Annotated in this window: 16 protein-coding genes and 4 pseudogenes; 12 read left to right on the forward strand and 8 right to left on the reverse strand. The window is 65.1% G+C overall.

What is annotated here, in order from left to right; translation table 11 throughout:
- Positions 1-80 precede the first annotated feature (80 nt).
- Entirely contained in the window at positions 81-1,211 is a 1,131-nt protein-coding gene (gene sepH / locus CXY80_RS16725; protein WP_092449150.1) for a septation protein SepH, read from the reverse strand.
- Between the two features lie 199 nt (positions 1,212-1,410).
- On the opposite strand from sepH, the gene CXY80_RS16730 reads away from it, so the two are divergent.
- Complete coding sequence (locus CXY80_RS16730; RefSeq protein ID WP_092449195.1) at positions 1,411-1,704, forward strand: DUF4193 domain-containing protein; 294 nt, start codon at positions 1,411-1,413, stop codon at positions 1,702-1,704.
- Between the two features lie 5 nt (positions 1,705-1,709).
- On the opposite strand, the gene CXY80_RS16735 is transcribed toward CXY80_RS16730, so the two are convergent.
- The gene (locus tag CXY80_RS16735) at positions 1,710-2,162 is read right to left on the reverse strand and encodes a DUF3093 domain-containing protein (protein ID WP_092449149.1); all 453 of its coding nucleotides are present in this window, start codon (positions 2,160-2,162) and stop codon (positions 1,710-1,712) included.
- A gap of 38 nt (positions 2,163-2,200) precedes the next feature.
- On the opposite strand from CXY80_RS16735, the gene dut reads away from it, so the two are divergent.
- From dut to CXY80_RS16770, 8 genes and pseudogenes are all read left to right on the forward strand, one after another.
- Positions 2,201-2,698 carry a dUTP diphosphatase gene (gene dut, locus CXY80_RS16740; RefSeq protein ID WP_104133142.1) on the forward strand — a complete coding sequence of 166 codons (498 nt, stop codon included), beginning with the start codon at positions 2,201-2,203 and terminating at the stop codon, positions 2,696-2,698.
- Complete coding sequence (locus CXY80_RS16745; RefSeq protein ID WP_092449147.1) at positions 2,695-3,324, forward strand: DUF3710 domain-containing protein; 630 nt, start codon at positions 2,695-2,697, stop codon at positions 3,322-3,324. Before dut ends, CXY80_RS16745 begins: the two co-directional genes overlap by 4 nt.
- 6 nt (positions 3,325-3,330) lie before the next feature.
- Positions 3,331-4,173 (forward strand): DUF3159 domain-containing protein, encoded by an 843-nt coding sequence (locus CXY80_RS16750; protein ID WP_104133143.1) that lies wholly within the window; start codon positions 3,331-3,333, stop codon positions 4,171-4,173.
- Positions 4,174-4,384: 211 nt separating this feature from the next.
- Positions 4,385-7,231 carry an aconitate hydratase gene (locus CXY80_RS16755; RefSeq protein WP_092449145.1) on the forward strand — a complete coding sequence of 949 codons (2,847 nt, stop codon included), beginning with the start codon at positions 4,385-4,387 and terminating at the stop codon, positions 7,229-7,231.
- Between the two features lie 137 nt (positions 7,232-7,368).
- Positions 7,369-9,318, forward strand: coding sequence for a 1-deoxy-D-xylulose-5-phosphate synthase (gene dxs / locus CXY80_RS16760; protein ID WP_092449144.1), 1,950 nt, complete (start codon positions 7,369-7,371; stop codon positions 9,316-9,318).
- Positions 9,319-9,385: 67 nt separating this feature from the next.
- Positions 9,386-9,529 (forward strand): annotated as a pseudogene (locus tag CXY80_RS16765) (ISAzo13 family transposase); the annotation flags it as partial.
- 50 nt (positions 9,530-9,579) lie between these two features.
- A complete protein-coding gene (locus tag CXY80_RS19215) occupies positions 9,580-9,690 on the forward strand; it encodes a hypothetical protein (protein ID WP_369828719.1) in 111 nt (36 codons plus the stop codon).
- 227 nt (positions 9,691-9,917) lie between these two features.
- Positions 9,918-10,226, forward strand: coding sequence for a hypothetical protein (locus CXY80_RS16770; RefSeq protein WP_104133144.1), 309 nt, complete (start codon positions 9,918-9,920; stop codon positions 10,224-10,226).
- A gap of 259 nt (positions 10,227-10,485) precedes the next feature.
- Here CXY80_RS16770 and CXY80_RS20330 read toward each other — a convergent pair.
- Both CXY80_RS20330 and CXY80_RS16780 read right to left on the reverse strand, forming a co-directional pair.
- Positions 10,486-11,062: pseudogene (locus CXY80_RS20330) on the reverse strand (hypothetical protein); the annotation flags it as partial.
- A 177-nt stretch (positions 11,063-11,239) separates the two neighbouring features.
- Positions 11,240-16,210 (reverse strand): multicopper oxidase domain-containing protein, encoded by a 4,971-nt coding sequence (locus CXY80_RS16780; protein ID WP_104133145.1) that lies wholly within the window; start codon positions 16,208-16,210, stop codon positions 11,240-11,242.
- A 607-nt stretch (positions 16,211-16,817) separates the two neighbouring features.
- On the opposite strand from CXY80_RS16780, the gene CXY80_RS16790 reads away from it, so the two are divergent.
- The 3 genes and pseudogenes from CXY80_RS16790 to CXY80_RS16800 form a co-directional block, all read left to right on the forward strand.
- Complete coding sequence (locus tag CXY80_RS16790) at positions 16,818-17,156, forward strand: hypothetical protein (protein WP_104133147.1); 339 nt, start codon at positions 16,818-16,820, stop codon at positions 17,154-17,156.
- Between the two features lie 25 nt (positions 17,157-17,181).
- Positions 17,182-17,409: pseudogene (locus CXY80_RS20845) on the forward strand (hypothetical protein); the annotation flags it as partial.
- Positions 17,355-18,362 (forward strand): annotated as a pseudogene (locus CXY80_RS16800) (ISAzo13 family transposase); the annotation flags it as partial. The pseudogenes CXY80_RS20845 and CXY80_RS16800, both read left to right, overlap by 55 nt.
- A gap of 141 nt (positions 18,363-18,503) precedes the next feature.
- Here CXY80_RS16800 and CXY80_RS16805 read toward each other — a convergent pair.
- The 4 genes from CXY80_RS16805 to CXY80_RS16820 form a co-directional block, all read right to left on the reverse strand.
- Positions 18,504-20,669: a 3-hydroxyacyl-CoA dehydrogenase NAD-binding domain-containing protein gene (locus tag CXY80_RS16805; RefSeq protein WP_104133149.1), complete on the reverse strand. Its 2,166-nt coding sequence runs from the start codon at positions 20,667-20,669 to the stop codon at positions 18,504-18,506.
- Positions 20,666-21,871, reverse strand: a complete 1,206-nt coding sequence (locus tag CXY80_RS16810) for a thiolase family protein (protein ID WP_092449136.1) — start codon at positions 21,869-21,871, stop codon at positions 20,666-20,668. The genes CXY80_RS16805 and CXY80_RS16810 overlap by 4 nt, the downstream gene beginning before the upstream one ends.
- A gap of 98 nt (positions 21,872-21,969) precedes the next feature.
- Entirely contained in the window at positions 21,970-23,166 is a 1,197-nt protein-coding gene (locus CXY80_RS16815) for an HRDC domain-containing protein (protein ID WP_104133204.1), read from the reverse strand.
- Positions 23,167-23,185: 19 nt separating this feature from the next.
- Complete coding sequence (locus tag CXY80_RS16820; RefSeq protein WP_092449193.1) at positions 23,186-23,725, reverse strand: DUF3000 domain-containing protein; 540 nt, start codon at positions 23,723-23,725, stop codon at positions 23,186-23,188.
- Between the last annotated feature and the right edge of the window lie 61 nt (positions 23,726-23,786).

The raw sequence follows: 23,786 nt of genomic DNA on the forward strand, positions 1-23,786 counted from the left end.
TTGGCCCGGCCAGGCCCTGGGCGTGCAGGCGCAGAACGTCGGCGCGGGAGGCGGCAGTGCCCGTAATGATCAGCCGGCGCCTAGCCCAGGTCGTCGTCGGTGCGAGCTCCGAACACGATTTCGTCCCAGCTCGGCATCGATGCCCGACCGCGCTTGGGTGTGGTGCGGCCGTGGTTGGTGCGCTCCTGGGCCCGGGCAGCCTGGTTGGCCCAGGCGTTGCCGGTCGGTTCCGGCGTGGTCGCCGGCGCCGCACTGGACTCGTCGGTAACCGGGCTGTCCATGGCCGTGGACCGACGGGGCCGCATCATTGCAGGCTGCACCGAAGAGGATGCCGTCGGCTGGGCCGCTGCAGCATCCCGGCTGCCAGCCGCCTCGCGTTCGCCGCGGCGTCGACGCAACGATTCCAGAAGATCGGCGGTTTCGCTCATGTTCGATGCTGGCTCGGCAGCGCGTTTGATCGCGGCTTTGGACACAGCATCGTCCCGGCTGAGCGAACGGGAAAACGGCACAACCTCAAGGTTCGGGCTGGTGTCGTTCAAAATCTCGTCGGGCAGAGATTCCTTGAAGTTGAAGGCGTTGCTGTCGAAGCGGGAGACATCGGCGGCGCTCGTCTCCGAGCCGACCGCGCGCAGTCGGGGAATGAGCGAGCCCTTGAGCTCGCCCTGCTGCGAGAGCGCGATGGCCTCGCTGCCGACCGGCGATAGTGAGTTCTTCTTGGGTTCGAAGCCCCAGCGGGCGTCGTGGTCGATCTCGTCTGCGGTGAAGGACAGCTTGACGATCCAGCCGCCGCCGGGCTCTTTCCAGCTGGCCCAGCGTTCGCCGGTGGCGCCGAGCGAGGCGAGACGCTCCCGAATGACGCTGCCGAAGTTCACGTTCTCGTCGACCGGATCCGGATCGATCGCGGTGTGTACCGGCACGCTGAGCGCCGACGAGACGATGTACTCCCGTTCGGCTACGACCGGGCCCTCGAAGCGGCGCACGTAGTCGAGGGACGCGCCGGTGACGGCCGCGACATCCTCGGCGGACATGCCGGAGCGAATGTGCGCCTGAACCTCCCGGGGGGAGAGTTTGGGCGCGAGACTTTGCTCCGTCTGGGTTTGGCGAAGCCGGGACTGAAGAACCTCGTCGATGGCGATGCGATATCGGTCACCATCTTCGGACGCTGCGAGCAGCGCACCGTTCTCAACCCCAATAACCTTCAATTCCTGCATGAAGACAAGCCCTCTCGCGATTACCGTTGGCTGCAAGACTGCCACGAGTTGGGGCAATTTCGCGGGAATACGCTGGGCGTGCCGCAAGTTGTTTTCCGTGTCCGAATAAAAAGGTTGGCGGACGGTTTGCTATTCCGTCCGGATTGTTGGAAACTGTGCCCGCCGATTTCGATTATCGGCGTAACTGAAATGGATGGGCATGGCAACCGATTACGACGCACCCCGAAAGACTGAAGACGACTCCGAGTCGATCGAGGCCCTCAAGGAACGTGTGCCAGATAAAATGTCCGGCAGCGTTGATGTTGACGACTCCGACAACCCGGGTGGGTTCGATCTACCCGGCGCCGACCTGTCCGACCTGGACCTCGATGTCGTCGTTCTGCCCGCGCAGGCCGACGAATTTACCTGCGTGAATTGCTTCCTCGTGAAGCACCGTTCGCAGATGGGCCACGAGACCAAGCTCGGAATGGTCTGCCTGGAGTGCGACTCCTAGACCTGCTAACCGACGTTGGTCGTTCGTGATCCATTGATCGCGGCGGCCAACTCCGTCGGGTGCCGGCTGGAGATGATCCAGTACGGCGCCGGATCGGTTGGGTCGACGATCGGAACGCGCACGACCGGGTCGATCCAGCCGCGAATGAGCAGCCAGGCCCGGGCATCCAGCCGGGGTCCGCGCTCCTGGGTGGCTTCGGCCTTGGTAAAGGAGACGGCTTCCCCCACAAGGTGGGTAGAAATCGTGGCCGGGCCGGCTTTCAGCTCGCCGTTCTGCACCCGCACCACCGGTGAGGCCAGCACGAGCAGCAGTACGCAGCCTCCGTAGAGAACGGCGGCCGTGATGATGCCGGCCGGCAGGGAAATCGGAACGAGCACCAGGATGCTCGCCGGTATCACCAGTGCGGTGACGATGAAGGCCCACGGAGTAGGCCAGAGTTTTTCGCGGTAATCAGGCATGGCTCTATTCGATCAGATATCTGCACTACCCTCGACACGTGGCAGAAAGCGTCGAAGTACTGATCCAAGCATCCATCCTCCCGAACTACGCACATCCCGGTGATGCCGGGGCTGACCTGCATTCGGCCGAGGCCCTCATGCTCGCTCCCGGTTGCCGTGCACTTGTCGGCACCGGCGTGTCGATCGCGTTGCCCGACGGGTTTGCCGCCTTTGTGGTTCCGCGCAGCGGCCTGGCGTCCAAGCGCGGCATCACCATCGTGAATTCCCCGGGGACAGTGGATGCCGGCTACCGCGGCGAAATCAAGGTGGCTCTGCTCAATACCGACCAGAACGAGTCGTTCACGATCAATATCGGCGACCGCATCGCCCAACTCATTGTGATGCCCGTTGCCCGGGCCACCTTCATTGCCGTGGACCGGCTGCCCGGCAGCCACCGCGGCGAGGGCGGCTTCGGTTCAACGGGCGTAGAGGCTGCTCCACTAGAAAGTGCACCATTGTCGGGCGATACCGCCCAGCGCGAAGGAGAAAATCAGTGACTGACACCACGACCCCCGGGTACTTCGTCGAGCCCCATGCCAAATCGGCACCAGAGAACCGCGAGAGCGATGGCCCGTTCGACGAGTCCGAAGCCAACCCGGTGCGGCCATACGTCGATCTCGGCGGCATCAAGATTCTGCCGCGGGAAGGCCTGCACCTGCGCCTCGAAATTGAAGAGGGCAGCAAGCGCGTCGTCGCCATCGGCCTCGACTTCGCCGGGTCGACCCTGCAGGTGCAGCCGTTCGCCGCTCCGCGGTCGAGCGGCCTGTGGCATGAGATTCGCGACCAGATCGCCGACCAGATCGGCAAGCAGGGCGGTACCACGACACCGCGCGAGGGCCCGTTCGGCCCGGAACTGGTCGCCGAGATTCCGGTTGCGGCCGGTCAGGAAGCCGGCGGCGTCACCCGCCTGGCCCGTTTCATCGGCGTCGACGGGCCGCGCTGGTTTCTGCGCGGTGTGATCGCGGGCGAGGGCGCCATCGATCCGAATGCCGCAGCGCAGATCGAAGACCTGTTCCGCAGTATCGTCGTCGTGCGCGGGGGAACCCCGATGCCGCCGCGTGATCTGATTCCGCTGCGCATGCCCGCCTCGCCCACCGGCGCGACCGAGACCGCCGCGGTCTAACGAGCCATGAGCGACACCCCCGGTCAGAACGGACAGCAGGGCCAGCGCGATGAAGCGCACGAGCCGGTGCCGACGCCAGCCGCGGCGCCGGAACCCGCTCCGACGCCGGAGCAGGCGCAGACCGCGTCAACCCTGTTCGCCGAGTCGATGGCCGGGGCGGCCCGCCGGGCCGGATTCGGAGCGGCGACCGAGGGGGCGCCGATCAGTGGACAGGCCCTATTAAAGGCGATGGGCGGCATCCGCGGTCTGATTGAAGCTGTCCTGCCCGGCCTTGTCTTTCTCGTCACCTACACACTGACTATCGACCCGTCGACCGATGTGACGAGTGACCCGATCGGCACCCTGCTTCCCTCACTCGTCGCTCCGCTGGTCATCGGCGTGATCTTCGTCGCACTGCGCGCGATCACCAGGCAGACGACGACGCCGGCCCTCGGAGGCCTGGTCGGCACCGCTATCAGCGTCGCGCTGGCTCTCTTCTCCGGAAAGCCCTCCGATTTCTTCCTGGTCGGTCTGTGGACCAACGCCGGCTACGGTGCCGCCCTGCTTATCTCCGTGCTCGTGCGCTGGCCGCTGATCGGCGTCGCCGTCGGGTTCCTCATGGGCGACGGCATCGCCTGGCGCCTCGACGCCAGCAAGCGGCGCGTGCTGACCATTCTCACCCTGTGCTGGACCGGCCTGTTCCTCGGACGCCTCGCCGTGCAGCTGCCGCTCTACCTCGCCAATAACGTCGAACTGCTCGCCTCCATGAAGCTCCTCATGGGCATCCCGCTCTACGCGCCGTTGCTCGTCGTGTCCTGGCTCATGGTGCGCTCGGTCTATCGCAAAGCGGATGCCGCCGACGCGCTCTGAGAATCGACCTCTGCGCGCTCGGGCGCACTGCTAGAGTTATCTTGACGTCAAGATAGTTGACCGGCGATCACTCGTCGGCGCGACTCGATGGAAAAAGGCAGCTCCCGGCATCCGCCGGTAAGGCTTGCCTTGCTGGCACGCGGTTGTGCCTGCCACAAGAATTGAGGATTGCCGCCGGTTTCCCGTCGGCTCCTACAACGGAGAGGGCACTGTGTCGGATTCAAAAAGTACCGCGGTAAATAGCTTCGGAGCCAAAGACACCCTGCGCGTTGGTTCGACAGACTATGAAGTCTTTCGGCTCGACGCGGTCGACGGTTACGACAAACTGCCATACAGCCTGAAGGTGCTGCTGGAGAACCTCCTCCGCACCGAAGATGGAGCCAACATCACCGCCGAGCACATTCGTGCCCTCGGCTCCTGGGTTCCCACCGCGGAACCCGACACCGAGATCCAGTACACGCCGGCTCGCGTCGTCATGCAGGACTTCACCGGCGTTCCCTGCATCGTCGACCTCGCCACCATGCGCGAAGCCCTCGTCGACCTCGGCGGCGACGCCAAGAAGATCAACCCGCTCGCCCCGACCGAAATGGTCATCGACCACTCCGTTGTCGCCGACCTGTTCGGCACGACCGACTCGTTCGAGCGCAACGTCGAGATCGAGTACGAGCGCAACGGTGAGCGCTACCAGTTCCTCCGCTGGGGCCAGACCGCGTTCGACGACTTCAAGGTCGTTCCCCCGGGAACCGGCATCGTGCACCAGGTCAACATCGAGTATCTCGCCCGCGTCACCATGACCCGTGAGGTCAACGGCGTTCTCCAGGCTTACCCAGACACCTGCGTCGGCACCGACTCGCACACGACCATGGTCAACGGCCTGGGCGTGCTCGGCTGGGGCGTCGGCGGAATCGAAGCCGAAGCGGCGATGCTCGGCCAGTCGGTTTCCATGCTCATCCCCAAGGTTGTCGGCTTCAAGCTCTCCGGCGTCATCCCGGCCGGCGTCACCGCAACGGATGTCGTGCTCACCATCACGCAGATGCTTCGCAAGCACGGCGTGGTCGGCAAGTTCGTCGAATTCTACGGATCGGGTGTCGCCTCAGTGCCGCTCGCCAACCGTGCCACCATCGGTAACATGAGCCCCGAGTTCGGCTCGACGGCCGCGATGTTCCCGATCGACGACGTGACCCTCGGCTACCTGCGCCTCACCGGGCGCAGCGAAGAGCAGGTCGCGCTGGTCGAGGCCTACTCGAAGCTGCAGGGCCTCTGGCACAACCCCGATGTGGAGCCGGTGTTCAGCGAATACCTCGAGCTCGACCTCTCCACGGTCGTTCCCTCGATCGCCGGACCCAAGCGCCCGCAGGACCGCATCATCCTTTCCGAGTCCAAGTCGCAGTTCGAGCGCGACCTGGACAACTACGCCAACGGCCCCGTCTCCCTGGTGGACGCGGCAATAGAGGGTACGTTCCCCGCCTCTGACCCGCTCGGCCTCACCTCGCAAGACGAAGTGACCGCGCACGAGCACGCCTACCAGGCTGGCCTGGTGCGTCACACCAGCCACCCGACGAAGTCGCACCCTCAGCCCACCGACGTGAAGCTCGCCGACGGTCGCGAGTTCACGATCGACAACGGCGCCGTAGCGATCGCGGCCATCACGTCGTGCACCAACACGTCAAACCCGAGCGTTATGCTCGCGGCCGGCCTGCTGGCCCGCAATGCGAGCCTCAAGGGACTCAAGAGCAAGCCGTGGGTCAAGACCACCCTCGCGCCCGGTTCCAAGGTCGTCACTGAGTACTACGCGAAGGCCGGCCTCAACGGCTACCTCGAAGACCTTGGCTTCTACCTCGTCGGCTACGGCTGCACCACCTGCATCGGTAACTCCGGTCCGCTCGAGGACGAAATCTCCTCGGCCGTGCAAGACAACGACCTCGCCGTCACCGCCGTGCTCTCCGGTAACCGCAACTTCGAGGGACGCATCAACCCCGACGTGAAGATGAACTACCTCGCGAGCCCGCCGCTGGTTATCGCCTACGCCCTCGCCGGCACGATGAACTTCGACTTCGACACCGATTCGCTCGGTCAAGACACCGAGGGTAACGACGTGTTCCTCAAGGACATCTGGCCCGACGCCGACGAGGTGCAGAAGACCATTGACGAGTCGATCGACTCCAACATGTTCGAGACCCAGTACGCCGGTGTCTTCGAGGGTGACGACCGCTGGAAGTCCCTGCACACCCCCATTGGCGACACCTTCGCCTGGGACGCCGAGAGTACCTACGTGCGGAAGCCCCCGTACTTCGACGGCATGACGCTGGAGACCAGCCCGGTCGTGGACATCAGTGGTGCCCGCGTGCTCGCCAAGCTCGGCGACTCGGTCACTACCGACCACATCAGCCCCGCCGGTTCGATCAAAGCGGATGGCCCCGCCGGCCGTTACCTGGCCGAGCACGGCATCGCCCGTGGGGACTACAACTCCTACGGCTCGCGTCGTGGCAACCACGAGGTCATGATTCGCGGAACCTTCGCGAACATCCGTCTGCGCAACCAGCTCCTCGACAACGTCGAGGGTGGCTTCACCCGCGACTTCACCGTCGCGAGCGGCCCGCAAGCCGACATCTATGATGCCAGCCAGAACTACCAGGCTGCCGGTACCCCGCTCGTCATCTTCGGTGGCAAGGAGTACGGTTCGGGTTCCAGCCGGGACTGGGCAGCCAAGGGCACGAGTCTTCTCGGTGTCAAGGCCGTCATCGTTGAGAGCTTCGAGCGCATCCACCGCTCGAACCTCATCGGCATGGGCGTTGTGCCCCTGCAGTTCCCGGTCGGCGAAACCGCCGACTCGCTCGGTCTCGATGGCACCGAGATCGTCTCGGTCTCCGGCATCACCGAACTGAACAACGGCACGACGCCGAAGACCGTGCGCGTGACCTGCGTTCCCAGTGAATTCTCGGCCGCCGGCAAGGCACCGGTCGAGTTCGACGCCATCGTGCGCATCGACACCCCGGGTGAAGCCGAGTACTACCGCAACGGCGGCATCCTGCAATACGTGCTGCGTTCGCTCGTCTGAGTGAACCGGGGGCGCTGCCAGCGCCTCGCTCTACCAGCACGACACCGGCGCGTAGACTCGATTCACTCGGGTCTGCGCGCCGGTTTGGCTTGATCTGTTTAGCACTGTTTTGTAGAGCAGCATGAAAGGTATGACGGATGATCCTTCTGGAGACGATTCATGGTCCGCGGGACCTCGATGGTCTTTCGAAAGAGCAGCTGCCACAGCTGGCCGCCGATATTCGGCGGTTTCTGGTGCGCGAGATTTCGAAGACCGGCGGACACCTCGGGCCAAACCTCGGTGTCGTCGAACTGACCATCGCCATCCACCGGGTTTTCCATTCACCGACCGACGCCATCGTCTTCGATACCGGCCACCAGTCCTACGTACACAAGCTCCTCACCGGCCGTCAGGACTTCAGCAAGCTGCGCTCGTTCGACGGTCTCGCGGGCTATCCGCAACGTTCGGAGTCCGAGCACGACATCGTCGAAAGCTCGCACGCCTCCAGTTCGCTGTCCTGGGCCGACGGTATCTCCCGAGCCTTCGAGATGACCGGCCAGACCGATCGGCACGTGGTCGCCGTCGTCGGCGACGGCGCGCTGACCGGCGGCATGACCTGGGAAGCCCTCAATAACATCAGCGACGACAACACGCGTCGACTCATCATCGTGGTCAACGACAACGGCCGATCCTACGCGCCGACGATTGGCGGTATGGCGCGCTTTTTGAATACCGTCCGTACCCGCGCGGCCTACCGCGACGCCTACCTGACCAGTCAGAAAGTGTTTGACAAACTCGGCGCGCCCGGCCGGGCCATGTACCGCGGGGTGCGCGGCGGTCTGCACGGGTTCCTCAGCCGGGTCACCAACAACGAAGCGCTCTATTCCAACCTCGACATCAAGTACATCGGTCCCATTGACGGTCACGACGTGCACGCCATGGAGGAGGCCCTCGCCCAGGCCAAGGGCTACGGCGCGCCGGTCATCGTGCACGCCATCACCCAGAAGGGCAAGGGCTACGACCCGGCCGTGCAAGACACGGCCGACCAGTTCCACGCGGTCGGGCAGATCGACCCGGAGACCGGCGAATCCGTCGAAGAGGCGGGCGCGGCATCCTGGACGTCGGTTTTTGCCGACGAATTGTTGCGACTGGCCATCGAGAACGATCGTATCGTCGGCATTACCGCCGCCATGCTGCGCCCGACCGGGCTGCACAAGATGGCCGAACGTTTTCCGGCCCGCGTGCACGACGTGGGCATCGCCGAACAGCACGCCGTGACGAGCGCCGCAGGGCTGGCCTTCGGCGGCCTGCACCCGGTTGTCGCCCTCTACGCCACGTTCATCAATCGCGCTTTCGACCAGGTTCTGATGGATGTGGCCCTGCACAAAGCCGGCGTCACCTTTGTACTCGATCGGGCCGGCGTCACCGGCCCCGATGGTCCCAGTCACCACGGCATGTGGGACCTCGCCATTCTGCAGGTCGTCCCCAACATTCGGCTGGCCGCGCCGCGGGACTCCGTGCGCCTGCGCGAAGAACTGGCCGAGGCCGTCGCCGTCGAAGACGGACCCACGGTCTTGCGCTACCCCAAGGGCACCGTCGGCCTGGAGTTCGAGGCCATCCGCCGCCTCGACGATGGTGTCGACGTGCTGCAGGAGGCGACCCAACAGGATGTGCTGATCGTCACGGTCGGTCCGATGGCCGCGCTGGGGCTCGACGTGGCCGACCGGCTCGCCGCCCAGGGCATCGGAGCGACGGTCGTCGACCCGCGCTGGGTCGTGCCGGTGCCGCGCAGTATTATCACCCTCGCCGCCGCGCACCGCATCGTGGTCACCATCGAAGACGGCATCCGGGTCGGCGGAATCGGTACGCGCATCCGGCAGGACTTGCGGGAGGCCGGCGTTGACACCGCGGTGACCGAACTCGGCCTGCCGGACCAGTTCCTCGACCACGGCACCCGCGCCCAGATCCTGGAGCGCGTCGGCCTCACCCCGCAGGCGATCGCCCGCGATGTGGTCGCCATGGTGCTCGGCAGCAAAATCCCCAACGCTCGACCCTTGCCCGCCGACCACACCGACACCGGCGCTATCCAGGTAACCCGCCGCGACTAAGGGCTCGTAAGTAAATAACCTAGACGCATGCCGTTTGGGGTGCCATGGCTGTGCTGTGTCGGTTCCCGTGGAGGTCGAAGAGTCGCTGGCAGTCAAGTTCGCCGCGTTGTTCCCGCATCTTGATGAGCGTCAGCGACGGTTGCTGACGAGGGCTGAGGCTCGCGTGCTGGGTCATGGCGGGGTCGCGGCGGTGGCCCGGGCGGCTGGAGTAAGAGCGTCACCGCCGAGCTCGACGAGAGCATCTACCCCAAAGGCATCAAGATCACCGACCGCGAAATGGCAGATCTGGAAACCCGCCACCTGACTAGGCACGACTTCCATGGCGAGCGGAACTACAGCGTGAGCCCAGCAAAGTTCGCCCAACGAAAGTGATCTCAGCACGTGAGATGTCGAGTTACGCGTGTCTTTGATTTACGGGCGTAAGCGCCCGCGGGCGGTGCCGCTGCCACACCCGTTGTGGTGCTGGCGGCCACCGACCCCCAGCAGTAGAGGGGCCGCCCTCCTCGGGCCGTGAAATGGATAACCTGTGAAATGGATAACCCACTTGCCGGATTCACCTCTATGAGATCAAGAGTCCTGGGCTGGGCGGCGCCCGGCGCTTGCCCGCCCCCTCGCTGTTGCGACTCGGAGCGGGAACCAAGCCCGGCCAGGTCACGGACCTCGACGGTTTCGGTATCGCGTTGCTCTTCTTCAGTGGCGCGGACGGGGTTCACCTGGAACTGACGGACCTCTCTAACTCAGTAGTGCAGCCGGACCGGTTGAACATCCACTCTTGCCCGCGGAGTGGGATGGAGCGGATGCTTGGTCTGCCCTCGCTCCCGACCGGCGTCACCGTGCACGGTGACGTCACCGGACTGTACGCCGGACGACGTGCGGTGGGTGATCGCGGTCCCGGGCCGCCTCGCTAGGTCCGCCAGGAGGCCGGTCTTCCACCTGCCTCACTTGGCCCTGGCAGGACAGCTGGGAAGGGCTCTTCAACGCGGCCTGCGGTCCACCAACCCCAGCAACGACCTGACCACCCAGCCCCAACACGGCCCAACCGCAGAACAGTGGAAGAACCGGACAGACCGGTAGCTTCCGTTGGCACAGCCCGCCCGAAGGTATCCCCTGTCGCAGGGGTCGCCGCCCTGGCTCTGCTCTTGCTGCTCACCGTTTCTACCGCCGCGTCATGATGAGTACCTCGAGAAGCGCGCCATTGACTCTGGCCTCCAGGACCATCCGGGCCAGGCACAAGTCGAGGGGCAGCGCCGCGATCTTGCGACCGTATGCCGTGAGCCGCTTGCGCGAGTCGGTGATCCGAGCACCTGCGATGTCACCCAGGCCCAGGGAGCTCATCTGTAGCATGACCGACGCCAGGTTGGTGCGCAGGATCTCGGGGTCGGTGAACTCCGATCGAGCCTTGAAGTCCTCCTGGGAGTGCAGCCGGATGCCATCGGTCATCACCTTGACCAGGGTGTTGCCACTGGAGTGGTCGGTGGAGTGCACCTGGATAACCCACCGCAGTCCCCAGCTCGGTGTCCAGCTCCTGCGCGATGCGCTCGGCCACCGACCTGGCGGCGATGACGACCTGGTGGTCTCGGATGGCCGCGGTGATATCGTCCCTGCGGGCAGCGACCGGCAGGTCGTCGGGATAGCTGATTCTGGGCACCGCGGTGAGACGGCGCGCGATACGGGCTGACCGCGCCGGCGGTACCTCGCTCGGCCTGCGCCGGGACGGACGCCGACGGGACTTTCGTGGGCTCACAGGTTCTGGTCGCGCGGGATGCGGCGCGCGCGCTGAGGACACGAGGTTCAGGATATCCGGCCCGCGAGCCCCACTCGGTGGCACCCCTGGGTCCAGCGCGTCCAGCAACGCGCGTGAGCCGGCGGCACCCGAGGTGCCGCCGGCTCACGTTCTCAACCTGTTCTCACAATGGGTGGACTATTGGAGAGGCTTAAGGTCCGCCTTGGGCGAGCCCTCCACCCTGAAGATGCCCCATAGGCCCTGGTTGACCTGGTTCTCCAGACCGCCGTCCCGGTAGAGGTAGTCCCCGGGAAGCTTCTGGAGTCCACCGGCCCCACCGAGCAGGTTGTAGTTGAAGGCGTTGCCTGTGAGCAAACCGCCCTCGGCTGTCTTGATCATCGCGTTCGGGTCGCTTGGCTGGTAGCGCCACCCGTGCCCGTTCAGGCTGAAGGTGTGTGCCCGGTCGCGGTCACCACCCGATACGAGCCGCAGGTGCGTCTCGTCTCCGACATAGGCCCGCACGAGCGGTGTGGCCGGGTCGCCGTGCACCACCGACGACATGACGTTGGCCACCTCTGGGTCCTTCGCCAGGCGAGGGGCGAAACGCTCGGTCGTGTAGTTAATGCCCCGGTGCCCCTGGTCGCTGGGTTCGCCCTCCGCTGGGTAGGGGAGGATGGCCCCGGCCTTGTCTCGCAGGATCAGACCGTCGACCCAGTTGAGCACAGCCTCGCGGAAGCTGCGTTTGACGCCGGCGGCGTCGGTGTAGGTGACGTTGGCCTGTGCGCCCGAGGTGATCGCAACCCCGGAGTTGGGGTTGACGTATGTCGAGCCCTTTGGCTCGATCAACAGCGACCCGTAGGACCCGTGGTGGCGACTCCCACGCCGGTCAGCGAAGTCGAGCAGGTTCGCTGCGCCGTCCTCGACCGCGGCATGGACATACCACGTGTACTTTGTCGTAACTCCTGGCGCCACGGTCTGGTCGTAGTTGTACCCGACCGTCGCCCCGTCGGAGTCAATGACATTGTAGGTCAACAGGTTTGGGTGCATGGATACCCGGTTGGAACGTGGGAAGTTCGTCACGTCCGCAGGCAACGGTAGGTCACCGGTGTGTGCGGCGGGCGTCTTCGGCAGCTCGTTCTTGAGCGTCACCGTGACGCAGTCACCCACATTTGCTCGGATCACCAGGGGCTCGGTCTTCATGGCACCCGTGCGAACCTTAGTCACATCCTCGCTCCGCACGAACATCGTGCCGTACGGGTCGTGGTCACCTGACTTCACGTTGTACACGATGTCCTTGGCGATGGCCGACACGTTGACAGCGACCGCCCTGGACCCTGTCGGGCACGGGGTGACCGAACTCAGCGTTCCGGTTGGGGCAACCTTGAGCGCGTCACCGGGTTTGAGGGCTGGCCACGCGTCGCCAATTCCAGGAGCTGCCCGGTCGGGCAGCGGCTGGAGGTCGGAGACCGCGTTCTTGGGGACCCGGAACAGACCCCACATCCCCATCCACTGGTCCTCAAGCAACGGGGAGCCATACAGGTAGTCACCGGGGGAACCGGCGCCGTCCTGCAGGATCGACGGGGTGCCGTTGGCGACGCTGTTCGAGGCTTTGGCGACTGTTGCTGAAGCACCGGGGTTGGTCTTGACCACCTGCGAGCCTTGCAGCTCGTAGTTGAAGTACTCCGCGAGCGAGAGGGTCTGGGTGTCGACCGTCCGAGACAGGGGGTTGTCCGGCTCATTCAGCCAACGGTGACCGTGAAGGTTGAACTCGTGCATCTCCTCGTGGGAGCCAGCGACGTTGCGGATGACCACAGGGTCCTTCGAGTACGCCCTCAGGAGCGGCGTATCGGGATCGCCGTTGACCGCGGATGAGTAGGTGTATGCGGGGTCGCCCTTAGCGCCCATAACCCCAGGTTTCGTCCGGATCTGGAACGGGGCATTCTTGTAGTTGATCGAGTAGCCGCCCTGGTCCTGGCCGTAGTTGTCCGGTGCCGAAGGTGGGTTGATCGGTGGACCAGTGCCGTTGTCCTTCCACATGGGCGTTCGGTCGGAGTAGAAAATGGTCATCTCCCGGAAGTCCGGGCCGCTGGCTGAGCGGATATCGGCCATGGGGCCGACCCCGTTCGTGGCAGCACCAGTCTTCGGATCGTGCCACGTGGCGTCAGCGGGCTCGACGTTCATCGCGGCATAGAGGCCCTTCTGCTGGTGCAGGTTGGCGTACTGGTGGTCGTGGAAGAAGGTCGTCCGCAAGGCTGTGTCCACGAACCACCGATAGCCGTAGGTCTGGCCAGGCATCGCCGAGGAACTGTAGTTCCAGCCCACGCTGGTGCCGTCGGAGGCAAGTTCGTCGAACTTGACCAGGTGCACGTGTGTCGAGACCTCGGACGTCTCCTCGGTGGCCATGTAATCACCGTCGAGGCGGTTCACGTGGTCGAGGGGGACGTTGGGATTCTCGTCGAGGTGCAGGTCGTTGGTGGTGAACAGCTGAACGCACTCACCAACCCTGGACCGGATGGTGTACGGCTCGGGTGCCTTCTGTCCTGTCCGCACAGCGACCGCATCGGATTCCTCCACGTAGACCCTTCCCTGCCTGTCCTTCCAGCCCGCGGAGTTGTAGGTGATCGGGGTGTCGATGACGTGTGGCCGGTAAACCCGTGTCGGTGCAGTTGTCGGGCACGGGTCGATGTAGCCGTTGCCGGGCTTGGTCGGGTCAAGAGCAGGCATCCCTGCGGCCTCAAGCGCGGTCGGGCCCCGGGGGGCGTCGCCGGGGCGACGGATAGCAGCGAAGGTATCCTTGACCACCGCGTTCGGCGGACGGTAGGCACGCTGGCCGACGTCACCCTTGACGAACAGTGGGAAACCGGGCTGGGTTGCGGTCGGGGCCGCCGTGGCGCCTGCCCGGTTCGGCAGCTCCTGCAGTGCTTCTAGGGGCGTGCCGTCGGCATACTGTGCCGTGCCGTCTCGCAACTTGTCGAAGATCCGCAGGTGGCCCCAGAAACCCTGGGCGAAGTGCGGGTAGAGGTGGCAGTGGAAGATCGTGTCACCGACCGTGCCCTGGGTGCCGCCGGCACCTCCCTCAATCTTCAGCTCCCGAGCCTCATGTGGGCCAAACGACTGGACGTCATTAAGCGGTGACTTCGGGTTCTTCGGGTCGGCGTTCCAGCGCTGGGTGTGCTGGTGCCATGGGTGGGTCTCCTTGGCACCCGGGTGGACGACGTGGAACTTCAGCGGGTCACCGACGTATCCCTTCGGGATCAGGTTGTCCGAATCGGTCACCTTCACGCCGTCGACGGTTCGGGTTAGCTTGCCCTCGTCGCCGAAGACCCACGACTGCAGGTGGGACTCCTCGCCCAGGCACTTGGCGCCGGGGTCGTCGACGACCTTGCCGAGCTCGGGCACGTAGCCGTTGCAGAAGTTGTCACTTGGGGCATAGGTCTTGCCGTTGGGGAGCGTGATGGTCTTGGCCACGCCACCCGGGTTCTCCGGAGTGACGGTCCCACGGTGCTCGAGGATGGCCCGCAGCCGGTTGCGCAGCGGCTCCGAGCGGTAGTTGATGCCGAAGGTCGAGTCCTTCAGCCCGGTCGTCGGGAAGGTCGGTTGCTTATCGTCCCGGTCCAGGACGCCCTCGTTCTCGTCGAGGAAGATCATGACGGCCGAACGGGTCGAGGCCCCGCCTGCCCGGATGTCGGCGAACAGCTGGGACTCGACGGCGCGCCCGCCCGTGAGCAGGTCGGCCCCGGTGATCTGATTGTGCCAGGTCGAGTCCTTCGGGTGCACGACGACCGCGCCGTACAGGCCGTTCTGGACGGTGGTGTGCTTCGGGTCGTTCGGGTCGAGGTTGGTGTTGTCGTACAGCGGCGCCTCGCCCTCCCGGTCGGCGTACCAGGTGTAGGTGCGCTCGGTGCCCGTGGCGATGGTCGTGTCCGGGTTTAGGCCCACCCGCGCGCCGTCGGAGGTCTTCACGTCCGCTTGAACGAGGCCTTGAGTGGACAGGCCGATTCGCCGGCCCGCGATGTCGTTGCGCACCTTGACGGACACGCAGTCACCGACGTTGGCGCGCACGACGAGCGGCTGGGTGAGGTTGGGGTTGGCAAGGATTTTTTCCTTGTTCACCCTTGCGTCGGCGTTCTTGAGGGCATACATCAGGCCGTTGGGCAGCTTGTCGCCCCAGCCGTTGAGAGGGATGGTCACCTGGAAGGCGGCCAGGTCGTACTCAATAGCGCGGGCACCGGCCGGGCAGACCCCGTTGGCCGGGGTGATCGGATCGCCAATGACAGCTGTTGCCGCAGAGGAACCCATCAGAGCGGAAGTCGTCATCACGACGACACCGCCCGCCGCCACGGCGATGACCAGGCGAGATCGGCGTGGCGTCGAGGCCACGACAGACCGGGCACGCCGTGCCGGCGTCGGGGCATACCCACCGGTCACATCATCGCTTCGGCGCATGCCCAGGACGAGGCCTGCCAGGGCGAGGAGCAGAAGCACCGGGAATACGCGAGCGGCCTCGATGGCTCCGTGCTCGAAGAGCGCAGCACCCGAGGTCGCCTCCATGTGGCCGCCCGTGGCCGGTTCGGCTACCGCTGCCCCAGTAGTGCCAGAGGAAGAGGCTGCACCGTTGTGTGCAGCGTGCGGGTCGGCAGCGGCTTCGGCGGAGCCATTGGCTTGGCCCGTCTTGGCCAACCACGCCGCCGAGGGCTGGTGTGGGTGGAACCCGGGCTTGGTCGCGGCAGCGACTGGGGCACCTGGCGCGCCAGGGGGCGGGACAGCACCAAGTGCGTCACTGGCGTCAGGAGCTGCCTGGGCAGCCGGTGCGACAGCTGAGGCAACCGCGTGGGCGGCGGAGGCATGCTCGGAGGGGAAGAGCAGCGTGTGGCCGATCGCACCGGACATGAACACAGCCGTGGTGACAGCGACGACTGCGACCGTGGCGCGAGCCAAGGAGATCATCCGAGATGCCGGCCGCAGGCGAGCGATCATCGCGAACACGATCAGGACGGCCGGCACCACTAGCAAAAGCGACAATGTCCCGTCCCGAAGGAAGTGCAACACTGAGGTGCCCGAACTCCAGGCTTGCTGGGCAGAGGCTGCGTGAAGCCCGTGGAGCCAGGCCGTGCCGCCATAGGCGAGCACCACCCCCATGCCGACGCGAGCTCTCATAGAAATGTTCATTGGTTTCCCTGTAACTGCGTTATTGGTGCGCTGAAGTCAAGCCGGACCCATGAGCTGGAACGAATCAGGGCGGAGTGGCTTGGTCACTGGTCAGGAGATCCACAGGACAACACCTGGGGCTCGGTCGGCCGTAGCTGTTGTGCTCGACTATTTGGGAGCCGTCGCGTCTTGGACGGGAACGTATTCGTCCTGAAGGTGATCGTCGATATGCTCGTACATCACGTCCAGAGGCGTCAGAAACTCACGTCGTAGCCAGGCACGGATTGAGAACTTCGTTGCACTCATAGGGTTTTTTCTGCGCAGCTCGAGTTGGGGCCGTGACGGCGCTGGTCACAACCTCTGACCAGTGAGTTCGGGTAACCCAGCAGTCGTGATGTGAGGATATGTCAGCTTCTGGTTTAATGGAAGGGGCTCGTGCCACTCAGCGTTTTGCTCTGCTCCCGCGCTCTTCGCTGTTCCGGCTGCGGCTGCGGCTGCGGCTGCGGCAAACGCTGCCGCGTACGTTCCGAAAGAGCGCATCACCGTCTCAGGCAACTCCGCGGCCAGTGCCACCGTCACCATTAACTTCGATAAGGCTTTCAAGCCTCGCGCGCAGGTCACCTTCGGTGTGACCGGTGCGGGCAGGCCCGCGACGCTGTCGAGTTTCAAGGCCGAATCCACCGCCACGTTCGTCAAGGCTGCTGACGCTAACGGCGGAATCGCGCTTAACGTTGCCCTCCCGTCTGACGCGAGCGGCTCCTACGCCGTCACCGGAACCGACGGAACCACGATCGGAACGGCCACCCTCACGGTCGCCGCGGTTGACGCTGGAACCGGCACGGGCCTCGCCCACACCGGCTACGAAGCACCCCTGCTGCTCATCTGGGGTGCCGCCGGCGCTCTCATGCTCGGCATCGCGCTCGTCGTCGTTTTGAGCATCGTTCGCCGCCAGCGCGCGAACGCGTAAGAGGTTCCTGGCCTAACCGCCACCAATGTTCACGCGAAATGGCCCCGCACTCACGTGCGGGGCCATTTCGCGTTGGGCCGGCGGCCGTGCGGCCGTGGCTCGGCTTCAGGGGTGGAGACAATCGCATAAAGCTGTCCGTTATTGGCTGTGGCTACCTCGGGGCCGTACACGCATCGGCCATGGCCGAGCTGGGCACGAGGTGGTGGGCATCGACTTCGATGCCCGCAAGATCGAGCAGCTCGCCGCGGGCAAGCCGCCGTTCTACGAGCCGGGACTGCCCGAGATCCTCACCTCGGCGATGAAGTCCGGCCACTCCCGACCTGGCCATCACAAGCGACTAGGTTCCACCAGCTCGCGAGAGCGCACAAAGTGCCCGTTTGGACCATCCAAACGGGTGCTTTTTGCGCTCTCGCGGGACGAAGAGAGAACTTCAGCCTGCAAGGCAACGCCAAGACCATCGAGGGTGGCCGTCACCCGGACCGGGATGCCCAGTTCGCCCACATCAACGCCGCGGCCGAAGAGCACATAGCGGCCGGCCAGCCGGTGATCAGTGTGGACGGCAAGAAGAAGGAACTGGTCGGCAACTTCCGCAACGGCGGCCGGGAGTACCAGCCGGCCGGTGAGCCGGTGGCGACCAACGTCTACGACTTCAAGGGGGAACACGGCAAAGTCACGCCCTACGGCGTGTACGACATGGCTGCCAACACCGGCTGGGTGTCGGTGGGATCCGACCATGACACCGGCGCGTTCGCGGTCGAGTCGATCCGCCGCTGGTGGGACAAGGTCGGCGCCCTGGCCTACCCCCAAGCCGACCGGCTGCTGATCACCGCCGACGGCGGAGGTTCCAACGGTTACCGGCCGCGGCTGTGGAAACGTGAACTGGCCGAGCTGGCAACCCAGACCGGGCTGTCGATCACCGTCTGCCACTTCCCACCGGGCACCTCCAAGTGGAACAAAATTGAACACCGCCTGTTCGCCCAGATCTCAATGAACTGGCGTGGCCAGCCGCTAACCAGCCACGAAGTCATCGTCGACCTCATCGCCGGTACCACCACCCGCACCGGCCTTACCGTCACCGCCGGACTCGACGACACGATCTACCCCAAAGGCATCAAGATCACCGACCGCGAGATGGCAGACCTAGAAACCCAACACCTCACCAGGCACGACTTCCACGGCGACTGGAACTACACCGTAAGCCCAGCAGATCAACCCTGAACTACGCGTGTTGTTGATTTACAGGCCCTAAGAACGCAGACGGGGCCCGGGCCCCGTCCGCGGGCCCAGCTTATAAACTGGGCCCGCGACCATAAGGTGGGCCCGGTCAATGACCCGGCCCCGTTCTCGCTATATTTGAGCGGATGTCGCCCCGACGGCAGCACCGATGCCGCGGATTGCCGGGGTGTGGAAGGTGCCGCCGAAGACCCGCTCGCTCGCGCCGACTCGGTCGAGGTACGGGGTGATCCCGCCCATCTGGAACGGCCAGCCGGCGCCGAGGATCATGCACAGGTCGATGTCCTCGGCTGCGTGCACCACGTCGTCGTCCAGCATCCGCTTGATCTCGTCGACCAGACCGTCTTCGACCCGCTGCAGAATCTGCTCGGCGGTCATCGGGGTGCTGCCGCCGGCGACGATCTTCAGTGCACCCTTGTCGAAGCCGGTACGGCGGCCCTTTCCGTCCCGCTCAAGGATCTTGCCATGTTCGGCAAGCTTGTGCAGGTTGTCGCTCTCGAAGAACCGGTCGGGGAACGCCGCATGGTGCGTGTCGAGCACGTGAGCGCCCACGGTGAGGCCGACCAGCTCGAGCAGTTCGAACGGGCTCATCGGCAGCCCGAACGGCGCCACGGCGGCCTCCACGACCTCGAACGGGGTTCCGGTGTCGACGGCGTGCATCGCTTCACCGAGCAGCTTGGCGAGTACGCGGTTGACCACGAAGCCGGGCGTGTCCCGGGTGATCACCGCATTCTTGCGTAACTTGCCGGCGATGAGCATGGCCGTGGCGAGGGTGACCTGGTCGGTCTGCGGGGCGTTGACCACCTCGATCAGTGGCATGACCGCGACCGGGTTGAAGAAGTGGAAGCCGACCAGGCGCTCCGGGTGGGCAAGCTTCGACCCGATCTGCTCGACCGACAGCGACGATGTGTTCGTCGCCAGAATCGCCTCCGGCGATACGAACTTCTCGATCTCGGCGAACACGTTCTGCTTGACACTGAGTTCCTCGAAGACGGCCTCGATCACCCAATCGGCATCGGAGAACAACGACTTGTCGGTCGTACCGGTGACGAGCGCGCGCAGCCGGTTGGCCTCGTCGGAGGAGATGCGATTCTTAGCCTCAAGGGCCGCGATCTCACCGTGAATGTACGCAATACCCTTGTCGACGCGGGCCTGGTCGAGGTCGGTGATGACGACGGGGACCTTGAGTCGCCGCACGAACAGCAGCGCGAACTGGCTGGCCATCAGGCCAGCGCCGATAACGCCGACCTTAGTGATGGAGCGGGCGAGCTTCTTGTCCGGCGCGCCGGCCGGTCGCTTGGCCCGTTTCTGCACGAGGTTGAAGGCGTAGATGCTCGCCTGCAGCTGGTCACCGGCGATGAGACCGGCCAGAGCCTCATCTTCGCGCTCGAAGCCCTCGGCGCGGCTGCCGCTCTTGGCGGCCTGCAGCAGATCGAGCGCCACATAGGGGGACTTCGCGACCTCACCGATGCGGTTCACCAGCATCTTGCGGGCGATGCCGATGGCAACGTCCCACTTGACCAGGCGTTCGATCTTGCCGGGCGCGTTTGGACGCGACACCTTCGTGGTACCGGCGATCACCCCGTCGGCCCAGGCGATGGAATCTTCGAGGAACCGCGCCGACGTGAACATGACGTCCGCGATTCCGAGCGCGAGGGCATCCGCTCCGGTGAGGGTACGGTTGTTCTTGAGCGGGTTCTCGATGATGACCTTCAGGGCATTCTCAATGCCGATCAGGTTGGGCAGCAGGTAGGAGCCACCCCAGCCGGGGATCAGGCCGAGAAAGACCTCGGGTAATGCGATCGCCGGCACAGCCGCGTCGACCGTGCGGTAGCCCGCGTTGAGGCCGATTTCGAGCCCGCCACCGAGTGCGAGTCCGTTGATGAAGACGAACGACGGCACACCCAGCGTGTCAAGCTTGCCGAGGGCGTGGTGGCCGAGCTGGCTGAGCAGCTTGCCGGTGTCGAGCGAGGGGATTTCGGCTACCTTGCTGAGGTCCGCTCCGGCGGCGAGAATGAACGGCTTGCCGGTGACGGCGACGCCGTGTATCTCGCCGCGCCCGGCGCGAGCTTTCAGCTCGTCCATGGTGGCGGCGAACTCGAGCAGGGTAACCGGGCCGAGCGTGTTCGGCCGGGTGTGGTCACGCCCGTTGTCCAGGGTCACTAGGGCGAGGGTACGGCCGGCATCCAGTGGCACGTCGCGCACAAACGAGTGCGTGACGACCTCATCAGCGGAGATCCCAACGAGCGAGCTGAAATCGAGAGAATCGTAGTTGGTCATCGCTTCGCTGCCTTCTTGTTGAAGTGCGGGTTTTCCCAAATCACGGTGCCACCCTGGCCGAGACCGATGCACATGGCGGTGAGGCCGTAGCGCACCTCCGGGTGGCGCTCGAACTGGTGGGCCAGCTGGTTCATCAGGCGAACGCCCGAGCTGGCAAGTGGATGTCCCAGCGCAATCGCTCCGCCGTATTCGTTCACGCGCGGATCCTCGTCATCGATGCCGAAGTGGTCGAGGAACGAGATCACCTGCACGGCAAAGGCTTCGTTGAGCTCGAACAGGCCGATGTCGGTGATCGACAGGCCGGCCTTGCGCAGCGCCTTCTCGGTGGAGGGCACGGGGCCAAGGCCCATGACTTCCGGTTCGACGCCGGCGAAGGCGAAACTCGTCATGGTCATTTTCACGCCGAGGCCAAGCTCCTTGGCGGTGGCGCCGCTGGCCAGCAGGCAGGCGGATGCGCCGTCATTGAGCCCGGAGGCGTTGCCGGCGGTGACCCGTCCGTGGGAGCGGAAGGGAGTGCGCAGGCCTGCGAGTCCCTCCATGGTCGTCTCCGGGCGCGGCGCTTCGTCGCGCGTCGCCAGGCCCCACCCTGATTCGCTGCGGGTCGCCACCGAAATCAGGTCGGGCTGAATCGTGCCAGCTTCGTAGGCCGCGGCGACCTTCTGCTGGCTGCGCAGCGCGAACCGGTCTGAACGTTCCTTGGTGTATTCGGGGAACCGGTCGTGAATGCGTTCGGCGGTCGCTCCCATGCTGAGGGCGTCTTCGCTGACCAGACGCTCGGACAGGAATCGCGGGTTCGGGTCGGCCCCGAACCCCATCGGGTGACGGCCCATGTGCTCGACGCCCCCGGCGATGGCGAGGTCGTAGGCACCGAAACCGATCGAGGACCCCATCATGGTCACCGCGGTCATCGCCCCGGCGCACATACGGTCGATCGCGAATCCGGGCACCGATTTCGGCAGCCCGGCCAGCAGTGCAGCCGTGCGACCAAGGGTCAGGCCTTGGTCGCCGGTCTGCGTTGTGGCAGCGATCGCAACGTCGTCGATACGCTCCGGGGGTACCCCCGGGTTGCGTTCCATCAACCCGATGATCGCCTTGACCACGAGGTCATCGGCTCTGGTATTCCAGTACATGCCCTTTTCGCCGGCGCGCCCGAACGGGGTGCGAACCCCGTCCACAAAGACGACTTCTGCTCTCTCGGCCACAATGCCTCCAGTAAGTGTTGGATCAGATTCGAATCGACCTGTCAGGTCGTTTCGATCCTAGGGTGGTGAAATTTCCCACCCGAATCGTTTGCCGGATCCTACGACTCCAGATCCGACACGGGATCGGCAACTTGTGGAACTGCTACAAAAGCATCCGCTATAAATTGTGCAGTCACGTCAACTTGCCAGCGTCGCGCCCCCAACTGGGTTAGCACTTCTCCGACGGATGCCGCATCCAGCGGCTCCGGCGGCGTCCACGCCACCCGACGCAGAAAGTCCGGGGTCAGCAGGTTCTCCAGGGGAATCGCCAACTCGTCGCTGACGGTCTGCAGCGCAGCCCTCGCCGCCTTGTAGCGCACGTCCGCCTCGGGGTTGCGGTCGGCCCAGGCGCGTGGTGGCGGGAGGGTGTCGTTGCTCGCCTTGAGCGGTGGCAACTCGGTGGTGACGCGGCCACGCTGAATGGCGGCCCACCACCGGTCGAGTTCGTTGCGACTCGACCGCCCGTTGAACTCGCGCAGGTCGGACAACGCCTGGCGGGTCGCGGGAAGCACCCGTGCCGCGGCGAGCAGGGAGGCGTCGGGAACCAGACGGCCGGGGGAGACATCCACGTCGCGGGCGAACTCGTCGCGGGCCAGCCAGAGTTCCCGAGCGACGGCGAGGTTGCGCTGGCCACGCAGCGAGTGCAGGCCGGACAGTCGGCGCCACGGGTCGACGCGGGCGGCCTTGGCCTCCTTGGCCAGGGTGGCGGCGAATTCCTGGTCGGCGATGTCGGTCTTGTCGGATTCCACCAACAGACCGACCATGCGGTCGCGCAGGTCGGGCAGTAGCTCCACGTCGAGGGCGGCGTAGACCAGCCACGATTCCGGCAGCGGCCGGGTTGACCAGTTCGCGGCGGAGTGTTCCTTGGCGAGGTGGATGCCCAGGAGCTCTTCCACCACGGTGCCCAGGCCGACGCGGGGGATACCGAGCAGCCGGGCAGCGAGCTCGGTGTCAAAGATGCGTGCCGGGTCAAGCCCGACCTCACGCAGGCAGGCGAGGTCCTGGCTGGCGGCGTGCAGAATCCACTCCGTGTCGGCGAGGGCCTCGTTCAGCTCGCTGAAATCGCCGATCGGCGGCGGGTCGAACAGAAACGTTCCGGCACCGCGACGGTAAATCTGAATCAGATAGGCGCGTTGCGAGTAGGTGAAACCGGATGCCCGCTCCGCGTCGACCCCGACCGGCCCGTTCCCGGCCGCCAGGGCGGCCGTGGCGGCGAGGTAGGCCTCGCGGGTATCCACGACCCGGTGCAGAGCGATGGTCTGGTTGGATTGCGATTCAGCCACGGGCTGCTCGGCGTGCTGACAACATGCTGACTCCTTCCCCAGCGGGAGGGAGTCCGGCGAGCATGCAGAGCAGCTCGCCCCACCCCTCGACGTGGGCGGTGAGATTGTGATCCAGGGGTGTCCACGACGCGCGCAGCTCAATCTGCGCGCCATCTCCCTGTTTGGCGAGTTCGCCAAAGCCTGACGAGATTATTTTAGTCGCCGTTCCCGACGCCGCGGTGTACTTGGCCTTGCGGGAGTTCAGGGCGTCGACCAGCCAGGCCCAGGTGACCTCGGCCAGAAAGGGATCGAGTCCGATTTCTACCTCGAGCGGTGCCTGCGCAAAGCATACGACGCGAAAAGCACCGTTCCATCCCTCGGGTTCATCCGGGTCGTACAGCAGAATGAATCGGCCGGTTCCGAGCTCGGAGTCTTTGCCGGGTCGCATCGGCGTGATATTGGCCGCCAGGGCGAAGGAATACGGTGCAAGCTGGGCCGGCGCGGAAATCTCGGTGACGACTAATTCGGCCCGACTCGTCGCGCGACGAATCATTGACAAAGCCGCGGCAAACTCCACGGGCAGCGATTGATCTGTTTCGGGCACGTCTGCAGAC

This window comes from Cryobacterium sp. M91, assembly GCF_002929615.1.
In the GTDB taxonomy this organism is placed as follows: domain Bacteria; phylum Actinomycetota; class Actinomycetes; order Actinomycetales; family Microbacteriaceae; genus Cryobacterium; species Cryobacterium levicorallinum.